This is a genomic window from Sphingobium sp. CFD-1, from assembly GCF_024611115.1.
Lineage (GTDB): Bacteria > Pseudomonadota > Alphaproteobacteria > Sphingomonadales > Sphingomonadaceae > Sphingobium > Sphingobium baderi_A.
The window spans coordinates 3,705,732-3,732,179 of record NZ_CP084398.1 but is presented as its reverse complement, the minus strand read 5'-3'; the positions used below and the strand labels follow the sequence as shown (position 1 = coordinate 3,732,179).

Annotated in this window: 28 protein-coding genes and 1 tRNA gene; 12 read left to right on the top strand and 17 right to left on the bottom strand. The window is 64.3% G+C overall.

The features are described 5' to 3' along the window. Window positions 1-22 precede the first annotated feature (22 nt). Genes LDB26_RS18715 through LDB26_RS18700 form a run of 4 tightly spaced genes read left to right on the top strand, consistent with a single transcriptional unit; the run spans window position 23 to window position 4,509 of the window. Window positions 23-1,237 carry a nucleotidyltransferase gene (locus tag LDB26_RS18715; RefSeq protein ID WP_062062623.1) on the top strand — a complete coding sequence of 405 codons (1,215 nt, stop codon included), beginning with the start codon at window positions 23-25 and terminating at the stop codon, window positions 1,235-1,237. Continuing rightward, window positions 1,234-2,970, top strand: a complete 1,737-nt coding sequence (locus LDB26_RS18710) for a ThiF family adenylyltransferase (protein ID WP_062062620.1) — start codon at window positions 1,234-1,236, stop codon at window positions 2,968-2,970. Before LDB26_RS18715 ends, LDB26_RS18710 begins: the two co-directional genes overlap by 4 nt. Further along, the gene (locus tag LDB26_RS18705) at window positions 2,960-3,436 is read left to right on the top strand and encodes a Mov34/MPN/PAD-1 family protein (protein WP_062062617.1); all 477 of its coding nucleotides are present in this window, start codon (window positions 2,960-2,962) and stop codon (window positions 3,434-3,436) included. The genes LDB26_RS18710 and LDB26_RS18705 overlap by 11 nt, the downstream gene beginning before the upstream one ends. Continuing rightward, entirely contained in the window at window positions 3,433-4,509 is a 1,077-nt protein-coding gene (locus LDB26_RS18700) for an SAVED domain-containing protein (protein WP_062061437.1), read from the top strand. The genes LDB26_RS18705 and LDB26_RS18700 overlap by 4 nt, the downstream gene beginning before the upstream one ends. A 215-nt stretch (window positions 4,510-4,724) precedes the next feature. Here LDB26_RS18700 and LDB26_RS18695 read toward each other — a convergent pair whose 3' ends face one another. The 11 genes from LDB26_RS18695 to LDB26_RS18645 all read right to left on the bottom strand — a co-directional run bounded on the left by LDB26_RS18695 (window position 4,725) and on the right by LDB26_RS18645 (window position 13,222). After that, window positions 4,725-6,455: a VirD2 family relaxase/mobilization nuclease gene (locus tag LDB26_RS18695; RefSeq protein WP_257542201.1), complete on the bottom strand. Its 1,731-nt coding sequence runs from the start codon at window positions 6,453-6,455 to the stop codon at window positions 4,725-4,727. A 259-nt stretch (window positions 6,456-6,714) separates the two neighbouring features. Continuing rightward, a complete protein-coding gene (locus LDB26_RS18690) occupies window positions 6,715-7,605 on the bottom strand; it encodes a lytic transglycosylase domain-containing protein (RefSeq protein WP_062062614.1) in 891 nt (296 codons plus the stop codon). Window positions 7,606-7,608: 3 nt separating this feature from the next. Further along, window positions 7,609-7,941, bottom strand: a complete 333-nt coding sequence (locus LDB26_RS18685; protein ID WP_062062612.1) for a DUF736 domain-containing protein — start codon at window positions 7,939-7,941, stop codon at window positions 7,609-7,611. Next, complete coding sequence (locus LDB26_RS18680) at window positions 7,922-8,500, bottom strand: S26 family signal peptidase (RefSeq protein ID WP_062062610.1); 579 nt, start codon at window positions 8,498-8,500, stop codon at window positions 7,922-7,924. The genes LDB26_RS18685 and LDB26_RS18680 overlap by 20 nt, the downstream gene beginning before the upstream one ends. Further along, window positions 8,497-9,018: a DUF2840 domain-containing protein gene (locus LDB26_RS18675; protein WP_257539508.1), complete on the bottom strand. Its 522-nt coding sequence runs from the start codon at window positions 9,016-9,018 to the stop codon at window positions 8,497-8,499. The genes LDB26_RS18680 and LDB26_RS18675 overlap by 4 nt, the downstream gene beginning before the upstream one ends. A gap of 269 nt (window positions 9,019-9,287) precedes the next feature. After that, window positions 9,288-10,181, bottom strand: a complete 894-nt coding sequence (locus tag LDB26_RS18670) for a replication initiator protein A (RefSeq protein WP_062068400.1) — start codon at window positions 10,179-10,181, stop codon at window positions 9,288-9,290. A gap of 5 nt (window positions 10,182-10,186) precedes the next feature. Further along, window positions 10,187-10,453: an AlpA family transcriptional regulator gene (locus LDB26_RS18665; protein WP_062062605.1), complete on the bottom strand. Its 267-nt coding sequence runs from the start codon at window positions 10,451-10,453 to the stop codon at window positions 10,187-10,189. A 120-nt stretch (window positions 10,454-10,573) separates the two neighbouring features. Further along, entirely contained in the window at window positions 10,574-11,353 is a 780-nt protein-coding gene (locus LDB26_RS18660) for a DNA -binding domain-containing protein (protein ID WP_062062602.1), read from the bottom strand. 147 nt (window positions 11,354-11,500) lie between these two features. Then, complete coding sequence (locus LDB26_RS18655; protein WP_062062600.1) at window positions 11,501-11,764, bottom strand: DUF2285 domain-containing protein; 264 nt, start codon at window positions 11,762-11,764, stop codon at window positions 11,501-11,503. Between the two features lie 135 nt (window positions 11,765-11,899). Then, a complete protein-coding gene (locus tag LDB26_RS18650) occupies window positions 11,900-12,151 on the bottom strand; it encodes a helix-turn-helix transcriptional regulator (protein WP_062062597.1) in 252 nt (83 codons plus the stop codon). 228 nt (window positions 12,152-12,379) lie between these two features. Continuing rightward, window positions 12,380-13,222, bottom strand: a complete 843-nt coding sequence (locus tag LDB26_RS18645; protein ID WP_257539507.1) for a DUF932 domain-containing protein — start codon at window positions 13,220-13,222, stop codon at window positions 12,380-12,382. A gap of 307 nt (window positions 13,223-13,529) precedes the next feature. Here LDB26_RS18645 and LDB26_RS18640 point away from each other — a divergent pair, with 307 nt between their 5' ends. After that, on the top strand, window positions 13,530-14,258 hold the full coding sequence (locus tag LDB26_RS18640) for a hypothetical protein (RefSeq protein ID WP_257539506.1): 729 nt from the start codon (window positions 13,530-13,532) through the stop codon (window positions 14,256-14,258). A gap of 43 nt (window positions 14,259-14,301) precedes the next feature. Here LDB26_RS18640 and LDB26_RS18635 read toward each other — a convergent pair whose 3' ends face one another. Continuing rightward, window positions 14,302-14,601 (bottom strand): DUF736 domain-containing protein, encoded by a 300-nt coding sequence (locus LDB26_RS18635; RefSeq protein ID WP_062062588.1) that lies wholly within the window; start codon window positions 14,599-14,601, stop codon window positions 14,302-14,304. Between the two features lie 352 nt (window positions 14,602-14,953). Here LDB26_RS18635 and LDB26_RS18630 point away from each other — a divergent pair, with 352 nt between their 5' ends. Beyond that, complete coding sequence (locus LDB26_RS18630) at window positions 14,954-15,781, top strand: TIGR02391 family protein (protein ID WP_257539505.1); 828 nt, start codon at window positions 14,954-14,956, stop codon at window positions 15,779-15,781. A gap of 104 nt (window positions 15,782-15,885) precedes the next feature. Here LDB26_RS18630 and LDB26_RS18625 read toward each other — a convergent pair whose 3' ends face one another. After that, complete coding sequence (locus LDB26_RS18625) at window positions 15,886-17,967, bottom strand: ParB/RepB/Spo0J family partition protein (RefSeq protein WP_062062583.1); 2,082 nt, start codon at window positions 17,965-17,967, stop codon at window positions 15,886-15,888. Window positions 17,968-18,448: 481 nt separating this feature from the next. Between LDB26_RS18625 and LDB26_RS18620 the strand changes: the two genes are divergently transcribed. The 5 genes from LDB26_RS18620 to LDB26_RS18600 are packed head-to-tail and all read left to right on the top strand — an operon-like array spanning window position 18,449 to window position 21,608. Then, window positions 18,449-18,787, top strand: coding sequence for a hypothetical protein (locus LDB26_RS18620; RefSeq protein ID WP_062062582.1), 339 nt, complete (start codon window positions 18,449-18,451; stop codon window positions 18,785-18,787). Further along, window positions 18,784-19,158, top strand: coding sequence for a helix-turn-helix domain-containing protein (locus LDB26_RS18615; RefSeq protein ID WP_062062580.1), 375 nt, complete (start codon window positions 18,784-18,786; stop codon window positions 19,156-19,158). The genes LDB26_RS18620 and LDB26_RS18615 overlap by 4 nt, the downstream gene beginning before the upstream one ends. Window positions 19,159-19,160: 2 nt before the next feature. Beyond that, window positions 19,161-20,171, top strand: coding sequence for an ImmA/IrrE family metallo-endopeptidase (locus LDB26_RS18610; protein ID WP_082635089.1), 1,011 nt, complete (start codon window positions 19,161-19,163; stop codon window positions 20,169-20,171). Window positions 20,172-20,176: 5 nt separating this feature from the next. Further along, a complete protein-coding gene (locus LDB26_RS18605; protein ID WP_062062578.1) occupies window positions 20,177-20,857 on the top strand; it encodes a C1 family peptidase in 681 nt (226 codons plus the stop codon). Beyond that, complete coding sequence (locus LDB26_RS18600) at window positions 20,829-21,608, top strand: hypothetical protein (RefSeq protein WP_062062576.1); 780 nt, start codon at window positions 20,829-20,831, stop codon at window positions 21,606-21,608. The genes LDB26_RS18605 and LDB26_RS18600 overlap by 29 nt, the downstream gene beginning before the upstream one ends. On the opposite strand, the gene LDB26_RS18595 is transcribed toward LDB26_RS18600, so the two are convergent. The 4 genes from LDB26_RS18595 to LDB26_RS18580 form a co-directional block, all read right to left on the bottom strand. After that, window positions 21,575-22,279, bottom strand: a complete 705-nt coding sequence (locus LDB26_RS18595) for a uracil-DNA glycosylase (RefSeq protein ID WP_062062574.1) — start codon at window positions 22,277-22,279, stop codon at window positions 21,575-21,577. The genes LDB26_RS18600 and LDB26_RS18595 overlap by 34 nt on opposite strands. After that, on the bottom strand, window positions 22,276-23,454 hold the full coding sequence (locus LDB26_RS18590; protein WP_257539504.1) for a nucleoside triphosphate pyrophosphohydrolase family protein: 1,179 nt from the start codon (window positions 23,452-23,454) through the stop codon (window positions 22,276-22,278). Before LDB26_RS18590 ends, LDB26_RS18595 begins: the two co-directional genes overlap by 4 nt. After that, the gene (locus LDB26_RS18585; protein ID WP_062062570.1) at window positions 23,454-23,651 is read right to left on the bottom strand and encodes a hypothetical protein; all 198 of its coding nucleotides are present in this window, start codon (window positions 23,649-23,651) and stop codon (window positions 23,454-23,456) included. The genes LDB26_RS18590 and LDB26_RS18585 overlap by 1 nt, the downstream gene beginning before the upstream one ends. A gap of 344 nt (window positions 23,652-23,995) precedes the next feature. Beyond that, window positions 23,996-24,070, bottom strand: a tRNA-Gly gene (locus LDB26_RS18580). A 338-nt stretch (window positions 24,071-24,408) separates the two neighbouring features. Here LDB26_RS18580 and LDB26_RS18575 point away from each other — a divergent pair. Continuing rightward, the gene (locus LDB26_RS18575) at window positions 24,409-26,442 is read left to right on the top strand and encodes a TonB-dependent receptor (protein WP_257539503.1); all 2,034 of its coding nucleotides are present in this window, start codon (window positions 24,409-24,411) and stop codon (window positions 26,440-26,442) included. Window positions 26,443-26,448 lie beyond the last annotated feature (6 nt).

Genomic DNA, 26,448 nt, shown 5'->3' with positions numbered 1-26,448 from the left:
GATATTATTTGGGGGTTATTTCATGGCGACCAGAGCCACCTCGATTGCCAAGACCTATCTCGATGCGCTTGCCGATGAGCTCGAGATCAGCGATACGCGCTACGAGCAGGCGGAGGAGAGCTATCAGTCGCTCGGTCGATGGTTCAATCGTCCTGCCTCGACGCTGCGTGACTATGATCCCGCCGTGTATGTCCAAGGCTCCTTCGGTCTCGGAACGGTAATCAAGCCGCTGCATGCCGACGAGGAATATGACGTCGATGCAGTTTGCGAACTGAAGGCGCTCAGCAAGCCGCAACTCTCACAGGAGACGCTCAAGGCACTGGTCGGCGCGGAAATGGAGGGTTATCGCCGCTCTCAGGCGATGGCCAAGCCGCTCCGCGAGGGGCGCCGGTGCTGGACCCTCAACTATGCTGATGGCGCGCAGTTTCATATGGACGTCGTGCCCGCACTGCCCAATGCGCAGGACGTTCGCATCCTGCTCGATAGCAAGGGTCTCGACGCCAGCCGGGCGGCAACCGCGATCGCGATCACCGATAACGAGCGGCTGGACTATCAGCAGATCACCCACGATTGGCCACGCTCGAACCCCAAGGGCTATCTCGATTGGTTCAAGAGCCGCATGCGCGTCGTGCTCGAGAAGCGCCGCCGCGCCATGGCCGATGCAGTCAAGGCCAGCGTCGAGGCGATCCCGGACTATAAGGTGCGCACGCCGCTGCAATCCTCGATCATGATCCTGAAGCGGCACCGCGATATCATGTATGTAAAGGATGAGCTCAACTGCTGTCCGATCTCGATCATCATCACCACGCTCGCGGCGCATGCCTATCAGGGCGAGGAAGAGATCGCCGACGCGCTGCTGTCGATTCTGAGCGGAATGGAAGCCTATATCGCGCGTGACACGCGCGGTCGTGCAGTGATCGCGAATCCGAGTGACCCGCTCGAGAATTTTGCCGACAAATGGGCCGAATTCCCCGAGCGTGAACGGGCTTTCTATGCGTGGCTGCGCCAGGCGCAGCGGGACTTCGCCCATGCAGCGAGCCTTGCCGATCGACACTCAATCACTGACTCGCTGTCGCCGCATCTCGGGCAGGAGCTGGCCAAGCGCGCAGCCGATCGGAGCGCCAGCAAGCCCGCTGGGCTGCTCCGCGGGGCGACGGCGGCGGCCGCCGGTGCGCTGTCGACCCCAAGCTTTAGCAACACCGCGCGCACGCCGACCAAGCCGCAAGGCTTTGCGTGATCTGGTGGACCGATCTGCCGTCCCGCGCCCGCGCCGAACGGCAGGCGATCGCCGAGCTGGCTGAAGAAGCCGACTGGCTCCAGTCCGCCAAGTGGCGGCTGACCGACGATCTCCAGTTCGTCGCGGATTTCGACATCGTCCATCTCGGTGCCAGCTACCCGCTCAGCCTGACCTATCCGCACTTTTTCCCGGCGGTGCCGCCGCAGGTGACGCCCCGCGACGGCGCGAGAATCTCGGGTCACCAATATGGCGCAGGGGGCGAGCTCTGCCTCGAATATCGTCCCGACAATTGGGAACCGCAGTTCACGGGCGCGATGATGATCGGAAGCGCTTATCGGCTGCTGTCGGGCGAAAGTCCCTCAGATGGTGAGGTCGCCGATGTCGCCAGCGCCCATCGCCAGACTGTCGCGCAGGAGGTGCGCAACACCAAGCTGCGCCTGATCCTCAACACGGCCTTGCTGGATATCCTTGTGGAGCAGCCGCTCTTGCAAGCTCAGCCTTTCACGCTCGATGAACATTGGTTCGCGAAACATTGGCTTGCGCATCCACGCCGGCTGGGATCGCCCGACGCCCCGCCTATATGGGCCGCCGCGCCGCCGCTCACGGAGCCGCGCACGCGCGAGGGATTTGCCGTCCGGCTCCCCGACGAAACTAACGTCCCGTTCGAAGGCAGCTACGCCTTTCTGAACACCATTCTGACCACGCTGAACTTCGCCCCGGCGCTGGAGCGCATGACAGCTTCCGACGCCGAGATGCCGCTGCTGCTGGTTCATCGCGGGACGGCGCGGCTCTATTCGCTCGCGCAGGGCACCGGCAGCCGCGATGTCTATGTCTACCGCACGATCGTCGCGCCGGCGAACGAGCAACGCCTGTCTGCCGAGCACGGGGTGCTTGCGGACCGATCCGTCGCGATCGTCGGTTGCGGATCGGTAGGATCGAAGATCGCGGCAACCCTTACCCGTGCAGGCGTCGGCACGCTGGTGCTGGTCGATGGCGATCTGCTGCTACCGGGCAATCTGGTGCGCAATGAACTCGACTGGCGCGCGGTCGGCCTCAATAAACCTGATGCGCTGGCGGCGCGGCTCCGCGACATCAATCCGTCCACCAAGACGATCGTAAGACGATTGCTGCTCGGCGGACAGGAAAGTTCTGCATCGACCGACTCGGCGCTGCAGCAAATTGGCCAGTGCGATCTGATCATCGACGCGACAGCAGACGCGCAGATCTTCAACCTTTGTGGCGCGGTGGCATGTGCCGAACGGAAGCCGTTGATCTGGGCTGAAGTCTTTGCCGGCGGCATTGGGGGCATGATCGCACGCTCGCGCCCCGATCTCGATCCGCCGCCGTACGCTGCGCGGCGGCAGATACTGCGTTGGTGCGACGACAATGGCATTCCCTGGACCGGTGGCGATGGCGAGCAATACAGCCTGCAGATCGATGCAGAAAAGCCACCGCTGATCGCCGACGACGCGGATGTCTCAGTCATCGCCGCTCACGCCGGACGCATGGCGATCGACTTGCTCAAAGGTGGCGCGACCACCCTTCCGAATTCGGCCTATGCAATCGGGATGGCGCGTGAGTGGATCTTCGCAGCGCCATTCGACACTTATCCGATCGACCTTGTGCCCGAGGGGCAATGGGGTCCGGACGCCGACGAGAATGCGCGAGACGAGTTGGGCGGTTTGCTGCGAGAGTTTTTCCCCAAGGCCGAGGAGGCCGCGGATGAAGGTTGAGTTCACGCAGCCGCTCCGCGCACGTATGCGCCAGGCGCTGGCCAAGGCGCGACGGCGCGAGATCGGCGGTATCCTCATGGCCGAACAGGTGGAGGCCGGCCATTTCAGGCTCGCCGACTTTACGATTGATGAAGTGACGGGTAGCGCTGCTCATTTCGTGCGATCGGTCGAACATCACCACTGCGCGCTCGACCGATTCTACGAGGAAACCGCGTCGGATTTCGCGCGGTTCAACTATCTCGGCGAATGGCATTCGCACCCAAACCATTTACCCATTCCGAGCTCCACCGACCTCGCATCGATGCAAGATCTTGTCGAGGGGGAGCGCGATATTCCCTTCGCCATGCTGCTGATCGTGCGCACGGCTTGGTGGCGGCGGCTGTTGTTGTCGGCGACGCTGTTCCAGCGCGGCGCGCCACCGGAGCCGATCGAGATCATCGACGGCGCGAAGGGGAACCAGACGTGAAAAAGCATTTCGACTATTTCATTCGCTCCTGGATCGATTTCATCTTCCTGCGCCCGCTGCCGGGCATGCGGCTCATCAAATGGGGCGTGACGCTGATCCTCGCGACCTTTGCCGGGTTCGCGCTGACGGTTGGCATCCCGACCGAGAACGGCCGGATTGATGTGTCCTTCGATTCCGGTGCCGGCATACCGGCCTTTGTTTTGGCGCTTGTCCTCACGCTCGCCTCCCTAATGATTATCGGTGGAGCACTATGGCTGATTGTCGATCTGCGACGCGAGAGCCGCAAGCAAGTGCTGGCGATCGAGCTGCGAGGGCTACGGGACATGAGTGGACAACCGCTCATCTCCGCGGTCCCCACGGGGATTATGGACCGGCGCGTCTCACTCCTACTCGATATCCGGCAGGGTGCGGACGGCGTTTTGCTTTCGCCCGAGCAGGCGTTGGCCAGGCTCGAGAGCCTACCGCACATGATCCATCAGAACTCGACAGGCCGGGACCGTCGCGACCTCACGGTCGTTGCCGGCGGCATGGCCGCGGTGCCGTTCGCCTTTCTGATGGGGGTTCTTCTAGATGATGAGGGCCGTGTGACCCTGCTGGACTGGGATCGGGCCCAAGAATGCTGGCGCGGTCTCGACGAACCAGACGACGGCGAGCGATTGGTGCTGACCGGGCTCGAGACGGTCGGTGATGCCAGCGAAGTTGTGGTCGCGGTCTCGGTGTCTTACCCGGAGGATCGGGTTGCTATCGCACATCGCTTCCCAGGCCTGCCGGTCATTCGGCTAGGGCTACCTGCTCCGACAATCGATCATCATTGGTCAGCGGCGAAACAGGCGGCATGGGCGCAGCAATTCTTCGACTTGGCGCGCCAGCTTTGTGCGACTAATGTCCGGCAAGTTCACCTTGTGCTTGTTGCGCCGACCAGCGTGGTGATCAGCTTCGGCCGCAGCTACGACAAGCGCAATCTGCCGGCACTCACCGTCTATCAATATGAGAATGGATCGCCAGCGACCTACCCATGGGGTATCAAGATGCCCGTCGCGAACGCGCCAGGCGCAACGCTTGTTCGCTCATGAATTTGAAATCTTCGGCTCGTCGAGTGCCACAAGGGCGAAACCGGAAGATGGTGTAGAGCAGCGAATTGGATGTCCGCTTTGGGGCAGAGTCGAGGGGCCCTTGGACGTCTGATAAGAGGGCGCGAAGCTGACTCCCGAACTTGCGGCGAAAAACGTCCGCTATCCCGATTTATCTTCCTATGAGCTGCCGTTCCGGATCGTCCGCAACCACGGACCTAAAGTCCCAACGCCCGCCCACGCCCGAACGACCAGTCAACGCCGCCATCGCCGCGCATGACGCCGGAGATGTGCTTATCGATCTGGCGGTCGAGCGAAGGCGACCAGGGCACGAGCTGGAAGCTCAAGCCGTTGTGGATCATGGCGAAGCGGCCAGAGGCAAGGGTGACACGCTGGCGCAGCGTGCCCGCAACATATTCGCCGGCCTTGGACGGCGCGTGCGGCAAGCCGATCTCGGCCGACAAGTCCTTGGCGGCTGCGTCCAGCTCGCGCCGCCTGAGCGTGTCGAGCAGATTGCGCGCGAAGATGACGCGCTGGCCTTGCCGCCGCGCCAAGCCTTCGTCGGCGAGATGCTCGGCGCGCGCTTCCATCGCGACACCCACCTCGGTTCCGAAACCGCCGCCAAGATCGCGGCCATCGCTCGAAAGGTTGCGGCGGTCGAGCCAGGTGGCGCCCGGTGCATGGATCTGCGCTGACAAGTCCATGTCCGACCGGACGGCGAGCGCCACCCGCTGCCGGCCCTTGCGGTCCTCGAAACGGCGCAGTTCGACGATGGCGCCGGGCTTGCAATCGCCGGTCGCCTCGATGTCAGAAAAGCGGATGTGATGCGTGCGCCCGTCGATCCCGTCCACGATCGCATAGGCGCCGCCGGTCAGCTCGTCATGCAAGCCGCGGTCGACCAACTTCCCGATCACCGGCCGGCCCGAATCGGCGTCGAGCACATAGCTGGCGGCGCCTCGATCGATGCCGCGCTCGGTCATCGCCTTGTGCATTCGCTTGATGATGTCGTCGCGCTCGCCCAGCTCGCGCAAGGCTGCCTGCGCGTCGTCCGCGAGCGTCCACTGGCCTGGCGCGATCTCGTTGGCGAGACCGAGCCGCTCCAGCTTGCGCAGTCGTCCCATTCGCAGCGCATGGTCGCCATCCGGCTGCACGGCGGGCGCAGGCGCCGTGTCGATCAGCCCATCACGCTGCATGGTGCGCGACAAGTCGCGGTCGATCTCGGTCCAGCGTTCGGCCTCGACCTGCCGCTCCAGCGATTGCCGGATGTCGAGGTCGCTACGAAGGCCCAGTTCGCGGGTCACGATCTCGCGCGCCTGCGCCCGCATCCCTTCGCCGATATAATCGCGCGAGATGACGAGGTTTTGCCCGTCCTCACCGATGCCGCGCACGATGATGTGGACGTGGGGGTTGTCGGTATTCCAATGCTCGACGGCTCGCCAGTCGAGACGGGTGCCGAGGTCCGATTCCATCCGCGTCATAAGCTGGCGGGTGAAGCCCTTGAGGTCGCGCATGTGGTCCGCGTCCTCGGGCGAGACGATGAAGCGGAAATGGTGCCGGTCGTTTTCGCAGCGAGCGGCGAATTCATTGCGGTCGAGGCTGTCCGCCTCGGCGCCGAACAGCACGCCCTTCTCGCCGTCGCGGGTGACGCCATCGCGTTGCAGATAATTGAGATGGGCAGCGAGCGAGGCCCGGCCGCCCTGCCGGACCACGCGCGCCTTGACGATAACCTGACGCGATCGGTGGCCGAGCCGGTGGGTCGCGCGCACGCTCGCAACCCGGCCACGCCCGAAGGTTGAACTGCCCGGCGCGACGATCCGGCCACGTCGTGAAACATGACCGCCGGCACGCTGGGCGGCGGCGAGCGCCTGGACGATGATCGGTCGAGAGCGCTGGCTTCCCCGCGAGCGAATGCGGCCTGGCCGGATGCGGAAATTGTCGTCGCGGCTCATCGCGCGACGCCCCGCAATGTGCGGCAAACCCGGCTGTTTGCTGGCGTCCATCGGTGGCCGCACATTGCGCGGTTTCCGCGCACATTGCGCAGCAATGCCCAAAAGCCTTGAGAAACAAGGCCACGACCGGGGCAAAATGGCGTCGCACATTGCCGCCCTTTATCTTGCCCTCGACCCTTCGCCTGCAGAACCTGAAGCCTTCCCGCTTCCGGCACTGCGAAAGGCTGCGACGAAGCTCGCCAGAACGCGCGAGAGCGGCTCATGGCGGAGACCGGCCAGAAAGCGGGACGAAGAGGCCGGTCGAGGGTGGCGTGGCTGCGACCATCGCAACCTCCGTGCGGCCGGCTAGCGGGCGTCCGGGTTGCGCGGCCCTGGCATCGTTTGCAGCGTCCACCGGCATAGTCGAAGCCGGTCCTGAACGCTCCGCGAACAGTGCGGCACGACGCCAGGCAAGCGAATCGGGAGCTGGTGCCGCAGCAAACTGAGTGTCGTCCGAACCGCCGGTGATCGCCGCCAGTTTCATGAGATAGGCGCGTGTCTCGGCGGGCAGCGGACGGCCGCGCGCGAGATGCTCGTCGTAGCGGCCCGGTCCCGCATTATACGCGGCGAGCATGGCGGTCGCATTGCCGTAGCGGTCGAACATCTCGCGCAGATAGGCCGCGCCCGCCATAATGTTGTCGCGCACGTCGAATGGATCGGAGCCGAGCCGATAGCGCGCGCGTAGACCCGCCCAGGTCCCGGGCATGATCTGCATCAGACCCGTCGCCCCGGCAGTCGAGACAGCGCGGGAATTGCCGTTGCTCTCGACGCGCACCACCGCCCATATCCAGGCTTCCGGGATGCGGAACCGCTGCGCCGCATCGGCGACATGGCCGGCATGGGGATGGCTCGCCGCAACCCGTTCGGCCGGCGCATTCTGTGCCAGCGCAGCGCCCGGCGCGAGCAGCAGCAGGATCGCGGCCACGACGGCCGATCCGCCCCCGCTCTGACGCCAGCCTGCCAGCGTGCTCGCTGCGGTAAAGGGTTCGCGCGAAGCGCCGGCCGGGAACCGCCCTTGACCTTCGCTGTGCGCGCCGGCCGACCTGCGACCGAGCGGGACGAAGGGATGAGACGGCATTTCCGCGAACAAATGGATGATCGGAACAGGCACCGATCAGCTCCGGTCTTCGCGCGGTCGCGGACGCCGCCACGACAGCCAAAGCGTCCGGCCCTCGGGATCGGCGCGGAACAGCACGGGCCGGAACGGGGCCGGGAAGATCGGGCTGTCGATCTCCAGCGCGATGTAATCACCCGCCCGTTCGCCGACCCGTTTCCAGGCGCCGCCGACTTCGGGGCCATCCTCATCATCGAGATGGATGCGGTAGTCGGGCGCATTCTCGGCGTCGTTCGGTTCAAGCGGAACGAGCACAATCGCCTCGTCGATGCCGAACAGCCTGACGCGGCCTGCATAGCCGTCGCCGGTGGATTCAAAGTGCGTGGTGGGCACGGCCAGTCTCCTTGTGGTTGGCGGAAGGATGCGCTGAGGACGGCGCGGACAGATACAGCGGCGTCGCGCGTCCGATGACGGCTGAGGCCGGCAGCGGCCCAAAATAGCGGCCGTCCAGACTGTCGGGATGGGCGGGGTTGAGGAGCAGCAGATCGCCCGTTCGGAGCGTGCGGCAACCCTGCCAGATGGGCAGCGGACGGCCACGGCGATCGTGCGCAAGGGCGATGGCAACCGGCCGCGCATCGACGCTCAGCACGTCGCCGATCCGGCAGAGGCGCTGCCCGGCCTTCGCCGCGACATGCTTCAGGAGCGGCAAGCCCTCGGGCAGATAGCCTCGCTCGGCCATCCATCGCGCCAACCGCCGGGGCGGCGTGACCGCGACCAGCGCACCAGCGGGTGGATCATGATCGGGATGGATGCGGTAGAGTCCGATCGGCGCGCTCGCGCTGGCGTTCCAGATGACGCGCGGAAACGGATCAACGACGGCGATGGCGACGAACGAAACTGCGAAGGCTGATGCGACAATGGCGGTTGCCATGATATAGCGGCGGCGCGTCATCCCTCGATCTCCCGACGCTTGAGCCAGGCGCGATGGCGCTCCGCCGTGTAGGGCCTCGGCTGATGACCGGCGACGATGCGGTTGTGAACATGGCGCCAGTGATCGGCGGCTGCATCGCAGGGATCGACGCCGGCCGACTCCACCGCGTCAATGACGGCGAGCACCTGCTGGACCTTGGGCCAGCCCTCGATCTTGAGCAGGATATCCCCGCCAGGCCGCACGAACGGCAGCGTTGTGTATGACTCGTTGGCCGCGACCGCGCGCACCACGTCAATGCGCGAAATGATGGTTCCGAAGTCGTTCGACGCCCAACGGACGAAGGCGAAGACAGCGCCCGGCCGGAAGCTGACGATGCGCGTGCGGCGCGTCAGGATGCGATCCTGGGCGATGCGGCCGAAGCGTATCCAATGCTCGAGCCTCTTCTCGATCCAGGTCAGTTCGACATGGGTGAGGCCGTCGCGGGCGAGCGCGCTGAACGCGCCGCCACCGCGCACGGCCGGGGGCCGGTCGTCGATCATCGAGAGTCTCCTGGGATACGGGTCGCGATAGGATGGTACGAAGCCAGCGGATGGTCCGCCGACCGAACCGCGACGCGCCGAACGGGCCAGACCGTCCACAGCCGCGCGCGCCGTTAGCAAGAATCCGAAGGATTCGAATCTATTAGCACTGTTAGAGGGGCCTCGATTCCGCGAGGATTTCTGCGGCTTTCCGAAGCTCTGGCGTTCCCAATAGTCCGTGTTTCGCGTTCCCGATGGTCCGAATCCGGCTGTTCCCGATCGTCCGAGTCTCATCGCCGGTTCTCCACAGGCTTGAGACCGACGCGGCGCATGGCGGCGTCGAACGGATCGGGCGGCACAGGCGCGAAGCTCAGGCGCTCGCAACCGAGCGCATGTTCGAGCGAGAGGACGTAACCGGGGAGCGCTTGGCGCGCGACGATGGTGCGCAACTCGAACGCGAACCGGCGCAGCGGCGAAAGCACGCCAGACTTCAGGTGCAAGTGAGGAACATCGAAGCTCCAGCCGCCTTGCTGCCGCCCGCCATGTTTGCGCACGATGCGGTAGAGCCAGCGTTCAAGACCGCCGGTCAGCTCGAAATAGGCGCGGTCGATGGTCAGCACGAGCGCGCGGTCCAGCACGCCGGCGTAGAACCAGTCAGGCAGGATCAGTTCGATGCCGAGCGCGCGACCGTTGCCATCCGCCAACTCGCGCCACTCGTTGATCCACGAGAAGCGATGCCGCCGCCGCTGATGCTCCTGCCGGATCGAGGTGGCGACAGTAGTGGATTGCAGGCGGTCGAGCGCGGCTTTCAGCCGCTCGTAGCTCGCCTTACCGGTGCCGCGCTGCGTGAACGCCAATATCTCGTGCGGCGTCGTCACCATAAGGCGCGAGGTTGGCCGCCCGGCGTCACGCGCCTCAATGAGTTGACTCGCCGCCCAGATCAGCACGTCGGCGTCCCAAATAGTCGCCATGCCATGCTCGGCGACAGCCTCGACGGAGATCCATGTTGCGCCTATGCGGAACTCGATCGGGACAGCTCGCCGGGTTTTGGCGAGGCTGAAGAACGGCCAAGCCATGAGGTCTTGCGCATCACGGGGCGCGAGATCGCCGGGGACCGAGCGGAACAGCTCAAGCTGCGTTCGCTCGACGCTGGGCGTCCCGGAAAAAGGGTTGGCGCGGCGCATGATCGTCAGCGACGCACGCAATCGGTGGACAGGCGCTTGGCCGGATGGACGACGCCGGTGCCCGGATCAGAGGTCGAGCGGCGGGTGCCGAGTGCCGCCCAGGCCTCAAGGTCGTCGATCGCATAAACGATGCGACCGCCGAGCCTGCGGAACACCGGACCAGTGCCATAGCAGCGGTGCTTTTCCAGCGTGCGTGCCGACAACCCCAGGTGAATCGCGGCGTCGGGAGTTTTGAGATAGCGCGGCGTCGTAACGGCCACAGGCTGGTCCATGATGATCCTCCTGATGATGACCGGCCCCGGAAAGCAGGACCGGCGGACAGGAGGGCATGGTGGCGAATTCGCCCCGCCGCGGAGAAGGGACAGCATCGAGGGGGTCTGGGAATGTCCCCCCTAATCGCCGCGAAGCAGGCGAGTATAGCCGCCGTCTCTTAGCTCGATGGCTTCGGCAAGCCATCGGCCAATCCGCTTGCGCTCGCGACTTTCGACCCATTCGGCTGCGCTGAAGGCGCGCACGGCCGCATCGATTAGTGTGGCAGCCAATTCCCTACGACTCGCGCCTATCTGGTGGCCATCCAGTGCCCGAAGCAGGGTCAGAAGATGCCGACGGCGGGATGGCGGCGGCCTGAGCGGCGGAGCTCCTGCCGAAAGGCCGCGCAAGCGGCGACGCAGACGCTCGACCGCAGCCAAGCCGATGGCGAGATTGGCACCGAACGGCAACATCGCCGCGAGAGGCCGGTCAGGTGAATCGAGTACCCAGACGTGTGCGTCCCCATCAGCGTCGGCTAGAATGACATGAAGACGGCCTTCAAACGTCATCTTCGCACGAACGGAGCCTAACGCCGCGACATCGAAGGGTTGCGCTGACGCGAGGTCCGGCGGTGCGCGGGCCAGGACGATGTCATCGGGTGCGAGGTCGGGTCGCGCTATCGCAAGTTTTGGGTCGAAAGCCCAAGACGGCGCGGCATGAAAGCTCATGCCCCAACGGCGTACCAAGGCGCTCGTGGCTTCGTCGGCCGTGATTTCGCGGCGCTTCACACGGCGCAGTGCGCGGACGTAGTCAGCCTGATAGCGAGAATTGCGGCTGAGATAGCCAATGGCAATGTCGCGATATTGAAGCGCGTCATCGCCGGTTTCGTCCACCGGCGTGCGCCAGTCCTTCGCAGACGGCATTCGGTAGCTCCCAGCCCGACATCCGGCCGAGCGCACGCAAGAATTTCCCGGCTGGAGAGAAGGGGAGAAGTCCTGTCGGCCGTCGCGCCCCATAGCGGCGCGAAGTCAGCATATGGGAAGCTAATCAAAGGGATGCGGCCGAGAAAGCTACAGACGCGGCGGTTTCAGATAGTGGCGATAACCTGTCTCGGTCATCCATCGCGCGCGGGCGAGATGAGAGTCATAGATCAGGCGCGCGCGCTCGGGCTCGGCGGCGGGATCGATACCGAAGATGATCCGAACGACCTCGCACCAGTCCGCCTTTTCCGCAGCCGCATCGAGCAGCCGCCAATAGGTCTGATGGTGGCGCTCGTCATAGTCGGTGACATGCGGCGCATCGGGAGCGTGATCCTCGAAAGAGGCTATCGCCATCGCCAAGCTCCGATTTCAGCGCCCGCCCCCGCAGACGCTGCTTCACAGAATATACACCATAATGGAGCGAAGTAATTAGACCGCTCACGCTATGGACCGTTGATGCTTCAGGGATAACCCGTGCGACGGCGCATCTTACTTTGACGGTTTGCTCGCCGCGCCGCGGACCACCATCACACCCTCGCCACGGTCCGAATCGAGAAAGACGATCCCTGCACTTTCCAGCGCCTTTGCCACCTGATGGCGTGTATCCTCTCGCACAGGCAGCTTGTTCTCGGACTCCAGACGCTTGAGTGCCGTCAGAGCAACAAGGGCCTTGTCCGCAAGCATCTCCTGTGTCCAACCGAGAAGCGCACGAGCGGCCCGCACCTGGCGGGAAGTGATCATGTACGATCACGTTCACGAGCCGAGTGCTATACGCCATGAAAACGACTATTATAGTCGTCTTTGAATATTGGAAACATCTAAATCGCGAGCCGGGCATCCGCCCGGCGAGCCCGCTTCGTTTACGGCCGCGCGGACCATCGGGACGCGCGGCCGTCGATGGGTCGATGGTTATGCGGTAATGGGGAGGTTCGCCGCAGGACCGAAAGCCCAGCCCTGCGGCGGTCACGGTCATCCCGCTTTCAAGCGCTGCATCCCCTCGGCCAGCGTCCAGAGCGCACGGTTGAGCGTCACGTTCTGGTCGATGCCGTTGATTGCGCGCGTCTGCGCCCGGCGGATACGGCCCTCGGCGTTACGCTTGCGGCCCTGTAAGCCGCCCCGCACCACATTCTCCTGAATGACGTTGAACGTGCTCCACAGGCTATCGCCAACATCCTCACGCCTGCGCGGTTCGATGATCTGTTCGGGCCGCAGCGGGCTTTCGTCTTCCCCATAGCGAGCGACCAAACTCACCTCTCCGAGCAAGCGCCGCTCGTCTTCGGAAAGCCGGACCTCCTTCATCGTCTCGCTGGCGTCGATCAGGCGGGGGAAGTCTTCCGCGACGGTATAAACGCCCTCGATAATGTCGTGCTCGATATTGCCCTTGTGCGGCACCCGGACTTCTTCGAACCGCTCACCCGCGATCATGCTGTTGGTGCAAACGAAACGCAGCATCCCGGCGAACATCTGATAGGCGCTGGTCCCGTCATGGCTGTTGACGATAATGACTTCGGCGGCTTCGGGCTTGCCGATGCCTTCGTCCCGGCGCAGGCGCAGCATGTGCTTTGCGTGGCCGTGGCGCGAGCCGTCACGCGGCACCGATTGGACGGCGAAGAACGGGAACCATCCCTCACGGCGTAGTCCCTCCACGATGTCGATGGTCGGGACATAGACATAGCGATCCGAACGACTGCCGTGCGGCTCGCGGGCGAAGATGGACGGGACGTGCCGATAGAGCGCCTCGTTGTCGAGCGGCTCCCGGCCGCTGATCTGATGGGCGTTGCGACCGAACCGGGTGGCAAGCTGATAGTGCATTTTGACCTCCTTGGGCTTGGGTTTTCGCGCAGCGGAGCGCCACGCTGAAACCCTGCCCGTCGGCGAGACCGGGGGTGCAACCGGAGTGGGCGGCTTCGCGGGGAACCGGCTGCACGGAACGCGAAGCGTGGAGGAAGCTGGGCGGAAGCCGCTCCGAAGGGCGCCGGGGGCAGCGCCCCAAGCATCCGCCGCGTCTGCGGCGCATCACAATTCCAGTTTGTCGGCTATCCGGGTTGTGATGGCGCGAAGACGCCCAGGGAGCTAAGGCCGAACCATGGGGGCCACCGATCTTCTCGATGACGCGCAATTGCTGTTCGAGCGCGCCCAAGCGCACAAGCGCGAGCTTAACGGCCTCCTCGGCGCCGGTCCTGACCTGCTATGGAACATCGGACGCTCAATTTCGCCCGAGGGCCAGCATCGCGCCGAGTTACGGATCAACCGGCGCGCGCAGCGTCGGGCCAAGCCGGTCCTGGCCGATGTCGCCAACAATCTCGTCCACGCGCTCGACCATGTCACGGCTGCGGCGCGCAAATCCGCTGGTCTCCCCAATCCGAGAAATCTTTATTTCCCGATCGAGCGCGACGACGATGACTATGCCAAGGCCATCGAAAAGAAGGTCGCGATTCATCTCGACCAGCCCTGGATCAACATCTTTACCGCTGCACGCGAGGCACACCGTCCCTATCTCCACTATCTCCAACTGGTCCGGATTCTTTCGCGGGAATCGAAACATTGGGAGTTGGCCACCGGGACCGCCGGAGCGCTCGCCGTTCAATGGTTCCCGCCTGGATCGCCGCAACACCGGATCGTGGAGATGCCAGCGGATCATTTTGCCGCGAACGACAGCTACGCGATCTGCGAAGCCGCTGAGCCCTTTCCGAACGTCGGGGTTCAGATTGTCACAAACTATCGGGTCGCTGGTGAGGACATCGAGGAAGCGTCGCTGGAGTCAGTTCTGTCGACCAGCTTCACCTTTGTGTCCGGCGTGATCGCTACGAGCCGGGAGTATCTGGCGACCCTTCCTTTCCCAAGTTGACGGCCGAGCGCCCCGCTCGGTTGAGCGGGGCGTCGTCGGCCGGTTAGCGGGACCAGATGAGGGCGTATTCGCCAGCGATCTCGGTTTCGGACAGCGTGGCATAGATGGGAGCCGGGAAGCTCGGATCGTCCAGCTTGACCGAGATATAGTCGCGGCCTTCGCGGCTGGTCTTTTTCCAGGCGGCCCCGATATCCATGTTGGCGGCGCTGATGCGGAAGTCGGGGGACTTCTCGCCGTCCTTCTCGACCGGGCGGAAGTTGGCCTTGGTGTTGAGGGTAAGCGTCTTGATGACGCCGGTGAACTCGCCCTTGCTGTTGGCGGTGAACGTGCCGATCGTGGCCATGTCGTGATCTCCTGTCTGCTCGGACCGCGCCCATCGCGGCCTCGATGGCTCGGCGTCGGCCGGGGCACGATCGACCCGCACCGCTTGCGGCCGGAACGCAGAGGAGGTTGGACGACGGGCGGCTTTTTTGCTTCGCGATGCAAAGTCGAAGGCGGCGGAAAAAAGCCGAACGACGCCCTTGCGGGAAGGCGATCGGCCTCGGCCAGACAAGCCATTGGAGAGGCCGCCGGGATGTTCGGCTCGGAAAGATGGGATTTGCTATGGCTGACGTTTGTGTCGGCAACTCCGCCAACAGCCTTGCGCGATGTTCATCCTACGTTCCAAGGTGCTGCCGATTCGACCAAGGGAGGCCGTGGAGACACGCGGGGGAGTAGGACAGGTGACGAAACTATTTTCGCAGGATCAGCTCGAAGCCATCGCTGGCGCGCTCGGCGACACGGAAGCGGGGCTCAAGGGGACCGAGATCGCGATGCTGATAGCGACCTGTCAGATGACCGATCCGGGCGAGATGACCAAGCGGCACCGCATCTACAACGCCTTCGCCGCCAGCCAGAACGCCCGGCAGGACCGCACCCGCATCCTCGGCTTCATCCGCCATGCGATGAGCCCCGCCCGCTATAGTCGCGAGCCGCACCGTTACGAGCCCATGCGCGCCAGTCTCAACCAGGCCCTCGCCTTCGCCGGCCTCGTGGTTAGCGAAGCCGGAAAGATCGGAACAGTCGAACAGGCGACCACCCTGCCGGAAGCGCAGCGCCGCGCGAAGGAATTGCGCACCGATTTGGAGACGCGCGGCGTTCACCCGGACGTGCTGCGCTTCTGCCGCGCGGAGCTGCTAGCCGACGATTATTTCCACGCGGTTCAGGAGGCGGTGAAAAGCGTCGCCGACAAGATGCGGGTCAGGACGGGCCTGTCAGATGATGGGGGAACGCTGGTGGACCGCGTGCTGGGCGGCGATCCCCCGATGCTGGCGATCAATCCGCGCGGCACGGCCAGCGAGCGCAGCGAGCAAGGCGGTTTCGCCAACCTGGTCAAAGGGGTGTTCGGGATGTTCCGTAATCCGACCGCCCATGAAGCGCGTATCCATTGGCCTATGACCAAGACCGACGCCGAAGATCTTCTGACGCTCGTCTCCCTCATCCATCGTCGGCTCGATGCCGGCCATATGCCGCCGCGTCCCTGATCTTGCGCGACGAAAAGCGCCGCGCCCGGAAAGGGCGCGGCCGCGATTTTTTAGGGCCGACGAAGGCAGGCCGGGACCACTCGCGCGGCCCCGGCCCAATGCCGCTATTCGGCGGCGACGGCGTAGGACGCTTCGCTTTCCTCCGTTTCGGTATCGGGAGCCTCCATCTCGGACGGCTGCTCCACGATCCCGGCATCCTCGGCCTCGTCGGGTGCGGGCTGCTCCGCCTCTGGCTCGGGCGTCCGCAGGATAGCGGGAAGCCAGCCGGTCCCGACCAGAAGCTGCTCGGCCGCCTGCGCCATATCGGGCTTCTTCATGTCCGCGATCCGGCGGGCGGCGTCCTCCGACACGCCTTCGGTCACGGCCTCCACGATATGCGCCTTGGTGACGCGGCCAAGATAGCTGTCCACGGTCGGCGTCCAGTCCTTCGCCACGTCCAGCGCCAGCGCGCTCGCCAGCCTGTCCGCCGTTTGCAGCGAGCGGGGCTTGCGGTCCCACGGCAGGCGCAGCGCATTGACGGTACGGGACGCGCAATGCGCCAGCAGCGCCAGCCGCTTCCCGTCGTCCAACCCGGCGACGAAGCCCCACAGGTCCACCACGTCACGCGGCATCCGCTCGGCCCATGCCTCGCGGGACTCGTTCGCCTTGGCTGCAAGCGGCGTATCCTCGATCCCGTCCGCATGGCTGCCAAGTGGCGTCGCGGTCGGACGAACCTCAAGGCAACCGGCCTCGGTGTAGCTGTAGAACAACTGCGCCGTGAGCGTGTGGGTCAGGGCGATCAGCGCCAGATCGGGCCGCTCGCCAAGGGCGACACGCAAGGCCAGCGTCCGATGGGCGGACAGGTCGCGGGTGAGGCTGTCGGAAATCGGCCTGCCCGGTTCCTCGTCCTCTTCCTCGATTTGCTGCTCGTCCTCGTCGCCGTCCCCGGCCTGCTCGTCCGCGACGGCTTCCGGGTCGATGGCTTCGCCTTCGCCCTCATCCTCGGGCTGCGGGTCGGCCAGCGCCTCGTCCTCGGGACGGACGAAACCGCGCTCGAGACGGGGAACGCCGTCATGGTTCAGCACCACGAACACGCCGCCATGCGCGATCACGTTGGCGTCGTGGGCGTAACGCTTGGCCGAAATGGCGTCGATCTCGTCGGACACCGCCTCCAGCTTCGTCGCCACGTCCTCGGGCATCTCGTCATAGGACGAATAACCCTCGGCCAGTTCGTCATGCTCGGTGGACAGCGCCTCCAACCGGGCCTCGTCCTCGTCGGACAGGGCGACGGACTGCGGATAGAAGCGCCGCATCCCGTGGGCGTGGGGATAGTCGATATGCGCCTCGGCCCATTTCCAGCCCTCGGTCTGCACGGTCCCAGCGATCTCGCGCAGCTTCTCGATGGCGAGCATGTCGAGCAAGCCCGCATCCTCGAAGAAACCGCCCCGGTCCTCGCTGAACAGGTCACGGATGATGGTGCCGCCCGCCTCGATATAGGAGTCGGCCCCGACGAACACCGCGCGCCGGTCGGCGGCAGGCACGTTGGCGGCGGTCATGTCGCGCCGGATGATCCACGGCTCGCGATTATGATGCAGGTTCTCGAACACCTGCTCCTGCCGGGCGTGGTCCTCGGTGATGGCGAAGGCCATAAGCTGGTCCAAGGTCAGGCCATCCTCGCGATAGACCTGCAACAGCTTCGGGCTGACGGCACCAAGGCGAAGCCGCTGCTTCACCACGCCAGCCGACACGCCGAACCGCGCGCCGATCTCTTCCGCGCCCCAGCCCTTGCCGTCCGCAAGCTCCGCGAACCGCTCGAACTGGTCGGCGGGATGCATCGGTGTCCGGGTCACGTTCTCGTCCAGACTGATCTCGGACGGATCGTTCTGCGTATCGAGCCAGCAGCGGACAGGCTCGGACTTCCTGATCTGCTTACGCTTGGCGCGCAGCAGCATCGCCAGCCTGCGGCCCTCGCCAGCGGTGACGAGATAATAGCCGGTCGGCGTCCCGTCCTCCTTGACCTCGGGTTCCACGACAAGGTTCTGGATCAGCCCCTTGTGCTGGATCGACGCAGCCAGCGCCTCGATAGCGGCTCCCCCATGCGGCACCTTGCGGGCGTTGCGCGGGGACTTCTTGAGCTTGGCGAGCGGCACGAAAATCTCGATGCCTGACACAGGATCGGCGGCAATGGTTTCGGTAACAGCGTTCATCACACTACTCCTTCTAAAACCACACACACCCCGGAATGGGGTGGGCGGCGAAAGAGCGACCGGCAGGCCCGCCGGCGGAGCCGGGCAGCACCCGCAGGGCCGGAACGAAGAGGAGGTAAGCGCGCCTGCGCGCGTTGCGGCCCGGCGCGGCGGGCCTAAAGGGAAGCGTCGCCCACCCCATAGCGGGAGTGCCAAATCAACGCGAATGGGCCGGCGCACGCCCTGGCCCGATCTCCGCAGATACGGAAAAGCGCAAATCCGCAGGGGCGGATTTACGGATCGGCGTGGATACGCCGTCCCGCCAGGCTGATCGTCACCGGAATCGGACGAAACCCGTCAGGGGTTCGGTCGGAGCGAAGCGGAGATAGAGCGGCGATCCCGCAGGGAGGCGCCATGCCCTTTCACACGATTACTTCTCTCTTGCATGTCTGAATATCAGACACTATATGTAACCCATGTAGGCAAATCGTGCGAGGCGTAGATGGCGACAATTGCACCTACCAAGCCGGTTACGGTAGCATTCCCCAAGAGCGACGTCATTGCAACGCTCGTGGCTGAGCTCATCGAAGTGGCAAAGGCGGAGGCGCAGGTTCGCGGCATTCCGCTTCCCCCGGATAAGCCGAAGATCATCAAGGCTCCCATTCCGATGGATTCGCTGTCGGTCGTCGATACGCTGTGCGCGCTTGAACCTGTTGTCGGCTTCGAGCTGCGCGAGAGCATCGTCCGCACGGGTGGCTACAGTTCGATCGAAGCTGCGCTCGAACATCTTGTTCCCAAGATCGAGCGCGTATGGATTCGCAAGAAAGGATCGAAGCCATGACCAATCTCGCATTGCGTCACGAGGACGACGAGGAGGAGCGGCGACGCTTGGGAGAGCGGCTGCGCGAGGCCCGGAAATATCTGGGCCTAAAACAAGAAGAGGTGGCGGCCTATCTCAAGATCCCGCGCACAGGACTCACCGATATTGAAAACGGGCAGCGCCGCGTCGAGGCGATCGAGTTGACTCGCCTCGCGCGGCTATATCGGCAGTCGGTCGGCTATTTCACTGGCGAGGACGAAGCCTCGGCCAGCCTGCCGGCAGATGTCGCACATTTGGCGCGGCGCGTTGCTGATCTGTCCACGCAGGACCGCGAAGAGTTGGGCCGCTTCGCCGACTATCTGCGCGCGCGGTCGGGCGGAGGACAGGGCTGACCATGGCGCTCGACTACGCGAGCGCGGTTCGAGCCGGGGCCATGGCCGCTGGGCGGCTTCATCGGCAGTTGAATACGCGCGAAGTGATTGAACAGCAGGGCGGCAATGTCGATGTGTTCAGCGCGATCCACGCCGTTGACCTCCCGTTGTTGCTCCGGCCACTGAAGGGGCTGCTCGGTGCCTATCTGAGCGTGCCGGCGCATGGCGTCCTGGTGACGACGGAGCGGCCAATGAGCATTCAGCGCTTCACGGCCGCTCATGAGCTGGGCCATTTCTCGATGCAACATCAACCCAGCCTGGATGACGAAAGCATCTTGCGGCGGATGCCGAACTCGCCCGAACCGGGTGGGCTGTTTCAGGAAACCGAGGCGGACGCCTTTGCCATCGCCTTCATGATGCCAAAATGGCTGATCCTGTCGCACAGCGCGCGCCAGGATTGGCAGGTCGATGATTTTCGCCGTCCCAACGTCGTGTACCAACTCTCGCTTCGCCTGGGGGCCAGCTACGAAGCGACGTCCCGAACGCTGCTGCGCTACAATCTGATCTCGCAATCGACTATGACCGATCTGCTGCGGACACAGCCGCGCGCGCTGAAAGTCGATCTGCTCAAGGATTATCGCCCGGCCAATTATCGTGGCGACGTCTGGCTCCTGACCGAACGCGATGCCAGCACGAGAATCGACGGCAGCCGCAACGACCTGTTCGTGCTCCGGCTTAAGGAGCATAGCGGTGGCGGGTATTTGTGGGATTTCGACCAGCTTATCGCGAGCGGTTTCGCCATCGTCCGCGACGACCGCGAAGCGGTCGATGCTGATGGGATCGGCGGGCCGATCGTTCGGCGGGTCACGGCCGCCATCGAGGCGGCGCAGAGAGGTCGGATGTCGATCGAGGAACGGCGGCCATGGCAGCCGGTGCCGGCGTTGGCCCATCTGACGTTCGACTTCGACCTGACCGGCCCCGAACCCGAAGGTCTTTCGCGCGCCGAGCGGCGGCATCTGCTCGAGGCCGCCTAGCTCCCATGATCGAGATCACGACCGATCTTCGGCTCTTGTTCGGTGCTGCGCGCGATCAGGGCGCGCGACCGACCTGCATGGCCTTTGCCGCAAGCGATGCTCATGCCGGGCTGCGTGATGGATGGGCGCCGCTATCCTGCGAATTTGCCTTCTATCACGCCCAGCGGCGTGCGGGCCGCTCGCCCGCACAAGGCGCGCTGCTGTCGGCGATGCTCGATGCACTACGCGGCGACGGGCAACCCGAGGAACATGGCTGGCCCTATCTTGAAGCCGTCCCCGAAGATCACGGCCTGTGGAACCCGCCTGCTGTGGTCGGGGATCGCTATGGGCGCGATAGCCAGTCGGGAACGAAGAATCTCGCCTCGATCATCGCCTTGCTCGACACGGGTCGGCCAGTCGTAATTCTGACGATGCTCTCGCGCTCCTTCTTCATGCCGGCAGGCGATGGAGTCGTCGATCCGGCCAATGACGAACAGCCTGAGCCGAGCCAGCGCCATGCCGTGATCGCCGTAGGCCACGGCAAGGTCGACGGCACGACCGCAATTCTCGTCCGTAATAGCTGGGGTACAGGATGGGGCCTCGACGGACACGCATGGCTCACGGAACGGTTCCTGGCGCCGCGGCTCTTCGCCACCGCGAATTTGATGGAGGAAGTCGATGTATCTTCCAGTACCCTCGCAGCCTGACTGCGTTTCCGCGTGGCGCGAGGCGGTGCGTCTCGTTGACGGCGCAGCCGGCCATCAGGCCTACAACGTGATCATCGACGTTGCCGATCCCTCAGCGCGTGCGAACCTTGCTGATCCTGTCGTCGCCGAAGTGGACGCCTTTCTCGCTGGTCGAGGCAAGAAGCCGATCGAGACGGTTGCCAACACGATCTTCCCGGCAGCGCTCTATCACCGCCATGGCGCGCCGCTGTTCTTCGACCGGTTCCGCGACAATGTGCTGCCCAAGGTCAGACTGAAGGAAGCATGGTCGGGCTATTACTTCGAGCGAATGATGCAATTGCCGCAGCTCGACGGGCCGCCGATCAATCAGATTTGGGGGATCGTCGAGCGCCTGCGCAATCCGAAGGTGCGCGCGCTCAACAAGTTCGAGCTGAGCGTTTTCGACCCTGCCCGCGACGTGAACGATTCGCCTTACGGCGGGCAGTGTCTGAGCTTTACGAGTCTCAAGCTGATCGGCAAAGGCGATCAACGCCGGATCGCCATGACCGCGTTCTACCGCAACCATTTCTACATCGAAAAGCTACTGGGCAATCTGATCGGCCTCGGTAGGTTGCAATCGTTCATCGCCAAGGAGGGTGGGGTTGGACTTGGACCGCTGACGATCGTCTCTACCCACGCCGAAATCGATACCGGCAAATGGAATCGCGGTGATCTCCAGCAGCTTTTTGCGCGCTGCGATCAGGCGAGCGCGCAACTCCTCGCCGCGGCATAAGGCGCCTCCAACGGCAGACGCGGCGCTTCGAGAGCGTCGCCGTCGATCCCGTACATCGCAAACATGCCTTCGATGAAGTCGCGCTGCCCGCCATAGCTCGGATGGCGGACAGCCGTCGTCGGGATACCGACATCGCCAAGGGCTAGGTGAGCATCGCGCCCGATCGCAACAATGCGCCGGGGCTGTAGCATCGCAATCAGCGCCTGAAGCAAAGGCCAGGTCGCCTCGCGTTCTCCGCGGGTATGACAACGGTTCGACAAGGGATCGCCCACTTCATGCGGATGGAACGGGAAGACGTTCCAGAGCATGACCGGCTGCCCGATCTGTTCGAGCACGCGCCAGACAATCGCCGCTGTCCGCTCGGCGACCGCCGGGCCTTCCGTCGCACGTTGAAGGGCGATGCCGCCCATCAACGCACCCGCCCGGTCGAGATGAACCTCATCGGTGAGGGGGACGCCCGTGCGCCGGCCGCCGCGATAACCGAGGTCGCGGGCAATCCAGATGGTCTCGACCTTCGCGTCCAAGGCAGCGGTCAGCAGCCGTTCCAAATTATCGCGCCGCTTGGCCGCCGCGTCGCGCCGGTCATGAACGGCGCAGCGGTCACGCCAGGGATTGAAAACGGAAGGAAGTTCGGTTGCCGCCAGAGTAGAAACGAAATGCTTGGGGGTCATGACGGCAGTTCCTTGATACGCAGGCGACGATGGGCGAAGTCGATCGTGACGCGACCGCGCCGGTGTTTCTGGAGAAAGCGGAAGGCCGCGTAGCCCTGGAGGATCGCTTCCTCCCAGAGCCACAACGGACAGCGTTCGGATTCGTAACCGGCGACGAACTGGCGGACATGCTTGAGCATGTCCAGCGGCAGGCCGCCTGATTTTACCTTGTCGAAGTAGCGGAGCTGCTGGGCCTGGCCAAAAATCCATGAGGTGACGCCTTCCTCGATCAGGATCGCCCGCGCACCATCCTCCGCATCATCGAGCTTGGGGTCGCTCTTGCGCTTCAAGCGCAGCAATGCGCGGATGACGGGCGACCAGCCCAAGACCGCGACATGCGCATAGTGAAAGACGTCGTGGAAGCGATAATCGTCGGGTTCGACCGCATTGTCGGTGAGCCGGTCCCCGACATAGACGCCGCTCGATCGCTGATAGACGAAGGTCTGTCCGCGAACCTTGCGCTCATAGACGTCGATCGTCATCCGTCGCGGGAGCTGCTCCTCGGGGTCCATCGTCGAATCGGACGGAGCCGGATAAACTTTCTCGCGGGGCCAGCGGTCAAAGATCTTGTGAAGGTTTTTGACGGCGGCGGCCTCAATCGTGACCCCGGAATCGTTGGCAGCCTGAATTAGCCTGCGCATGACCGCCGCGAGCTGGCGAGCGAGCATCGCCTTGTCTCGCGTCAACGCCCCCAACTGGAAGCCATTGACGAGGACGCCGACCTCGCCGGCGAGCGCGAGGAGCGTGTGCTCGAACTGCGGCATGGGCGCCTTGGCCAGCGGAATGTGGGCTGGCTGGAGCGCATGGAAGCTCAAGGCGCCATTGCCTCCGGCCCGCCGCTCGTCGTCGCCCCTCGCGGCATTTGCCGCGATGTCGCTTAGCGCCAGTGCGCTGCGGCGCGCGACGGCCGCCAGATACCAAAGAACATCGCCGAGCTCTTCAGCGACGGCATCGGCATAGCCGAGGTAGGAGGTAGCATCGCGCTGTTTCTTTTTCGCCTCACTCAGAAGGCTGCCCGCTTCGCCGAACAATCCGAGCATCGAGAAACCCAGAGTGCTCTTTCCGCTACGCTGGTCCGTGCGGGCAGCCTGCTTGGCGTAGTCGTCGATGGTCAGCGCCTCGAAATCGCCCGACATTAGCTGCGCTTCCGGCGGTCGGAGATTGCCTCGGCCGGCACATTGACGCCGTAGGCCTGGAGCGCGCGCAGCACGATCATGCGGATCGGTTCGCGAGCATCGAGCGCCCTCTGACCAAGATCGCGCTTGGTCACCCCTGGGACTTGAATCTGAAGATGCTCGTCATCGGCATCGCTGCGAGCCTCCGCCTGTTTCATGAAAACGTTAAATCATAGTTTCATGAAACTATGAAGCGCAAATTGGCTCTGCGCAGGATGCGACCCTGGGAGCGGCTGCGTTGCGGCTGATCAGAGCCAAGGCGGATTGCGAAATGGGGCGCTGCGGGTCGCCCCCGGCCGAAGGGGTCCGGTGGGACAGCCAGCTTACCGTCAGGCCCGGATTCGACACGACCTCGAGCCCAAGCCACCGATTGCACGCCAAGATAGCCCGAAAACACGCTTCGAGCCTATTACGTCCTTATTACGCGGCCCTCACGCAAGGCCGGCGTAACGGAAAACCCCTCCCGATGGAGGAAGTATTTATCTGATTTATAAGGAAAATCTGGAGCGGGCGAAGGGATTCGAACCCTCGACCCCAACCTTGGCAAGGTTGTGCTCTACCCCTGAGCTACGCCCGCTCTGGCGGCCGGAGGAGCTTCCTCTCGGCGGGTGAGGCGGGCAACTAGCAGCGGTTTGACGGCTCGGCAAGGGAAGAATTTGCTTTCCTAGAAAATTCTATTTCCCCCAACGCCTCCTCCAAATCCATTGAGCCGCGCCGCTTGCATTGTCATCGACAGGGATGCTCCTCTGCCGGCCACGTTTTCCAACCTTGCGGCGGCATCGACATGTCCCGCCCGTTTAAGGTCTGCCGCTTGACTCGGATTCAGCCGTCGCCCTACGTCCCGCACAAATGATAATCGGGGCAGGTCGAGCCCCTTTCGAGCCGCGCCAACCGAGTGGAAAAGGGAAATCCGTCGTGAAATATCTGCCGTTTTCCATCGCCCTGGCAGCGCTCCCCGGCATCGCGTTCGCCCAGACGCAGCCTGATACGGCATCGCAGGCGAATATCGTCGTCACCGGAGCGGGCCTGCCTCTCCCGCCGGGCAGTCCCGCTTATGGCTCCGTGGTGATCGATCGGGACCGGCTGATCAACGGCGCGTCGGGGCGCATCGAAAATATATTGGGCGACGTGGCGGGTTTTCAGCAGTTTCGCCGATCCGACAGCCGGTCGGCCAACCCGTCCGCTCAAGGCGCCACGTTGCGGGCGCTGGGCGGCAATGCCTCCAGCCGCACGCTGGTGCTGCTGGATGGCGTGCCGATGGCCGATCCCTTTTTCGGCTATATTCCCTTTAGCGCCCTGGTTCCCGACCGGCTGTCGGTCGTACGGGTCACGCGCGGCGGCGGCGTGGGGGCCTTTGGAGCCGGGGCGGTCGCGGGCACCATCGAGCTTGCCAGTGCCACCCGCGATCAGCTCCCTTCTTTTGCCGCCAACGCCTTTTACGGCAGTAAGGATGCGACCGAACTGGCCGCCGCCCTCACACCCGATCTGGGCGGCGGCTATGTTTCCCTGTCGGGCCGCTGGGACCGGGGCGACGGCTTCATGACCACACCGCGCGATCAGCGGGTCGCGGCTACCGTGCCAGCCGCTTATGATGGCTGGTCCGGCAATCTGCGCGCCGTCGCGCCCCTGTCGGCCACCTCCGAATTGCAATTCCGCGCGACCCTCTTCCACGATGACCGCACGCTGCGCTTTCGCGGCGCGGACAGCATGAGCGAGGGGCAGGACGCCTCGATCCGCTATATCGCGCGCGGCGCATGGCAGGTCGATGCGCTGGCCTATATCCAGGCGCGTAACTTCTCCAATATCGTGATCTCGGCCAACCCGCCCTATCGCCAGTCGCTCGATCAGCGGAACACACCCTCCACCGGCATCGGCGGCAAGATCGAACTGCGGCCGCCGGTCGGCCCGGACCATGTGCTGCGCATCGGCGCCGACACGCGCTTCGCCACGGGCGACATGTATGAGGACGCCTATGATGCCGGCGACCCCGCCAATCCGATAACGGCCCGCCGCCATGCAGGCGGCGACCAGATCACGACCGGCTTCTTCGCGGAGGATGACTGGACGATCGGCAGCCTCATCCTGACCGGCGGCGTGCGGGCCGATTATTGGCGCATCAGCGGCGGCTTTTACCGGCAGGTCGGAGCCGATGGCATCGTCACGGTGAACGACGACTTCGGCAACCGGTCCGACTGGCAGTTTTCCGGGCGCGCGGGCGCGCTGTTCCGAGTCAACGGGATGTTGGCGCTGCGGGCGGCGGGCTATACCGGCTTCCGCCTGCCTACGCTCAACGAATTATACCGGCCCTTTGTAGTGCCGACAAAAGACGGTGTCATAAGAACCGATGCCAATGCCGCTCTTATCCCGGAAAAGCTCAAGGGCGTGGAAGCGGGCGTCGACCTTACGCCCCTTCCCGGCGTTATTCTCTCCGCGACCGCTTTCTACAATCGGCTGGACAATGCTGTCGCCAATGTGACCGATCCCGCCAATCCCAAACTTCGTCAGCGTCAGAATGTGGACGCGGTGATCGCCAAGGGCGTGGAACTGACTGCTTCGGGCCATATGGGCGATTTCCTGCTGTCGGCCTCCTATGCCTATAGCCGCACTAAGGTGCGGGCACCGGGCAGGGACTTCGATGGGTTAAGGCCCGCGCAAAGCCCGCGTCATGCCGCCAGCGCAACGCTGGCATGGCAACCGGCGCAGGGACCGGCGCTATCGACCACGCTGCGTTATGTGTCGAAGCAATATGAGGACGATCTTCAGACCGATGTGCTGCCCCATGCGCTGACGGTGGATGCGGTCGCCAGCCTGCCGCTGGGCCATGGGATCACCCTTGTCGCACGCGGCGAAAACCTGTTCGATGAGGAGGTCGTCACACGCAATGCAGGCGGGTCCATGGACCTCGGCACGCCGCGCACGCTCTGGATCGGTTTCAAATTCGCGGGATGACGGGCG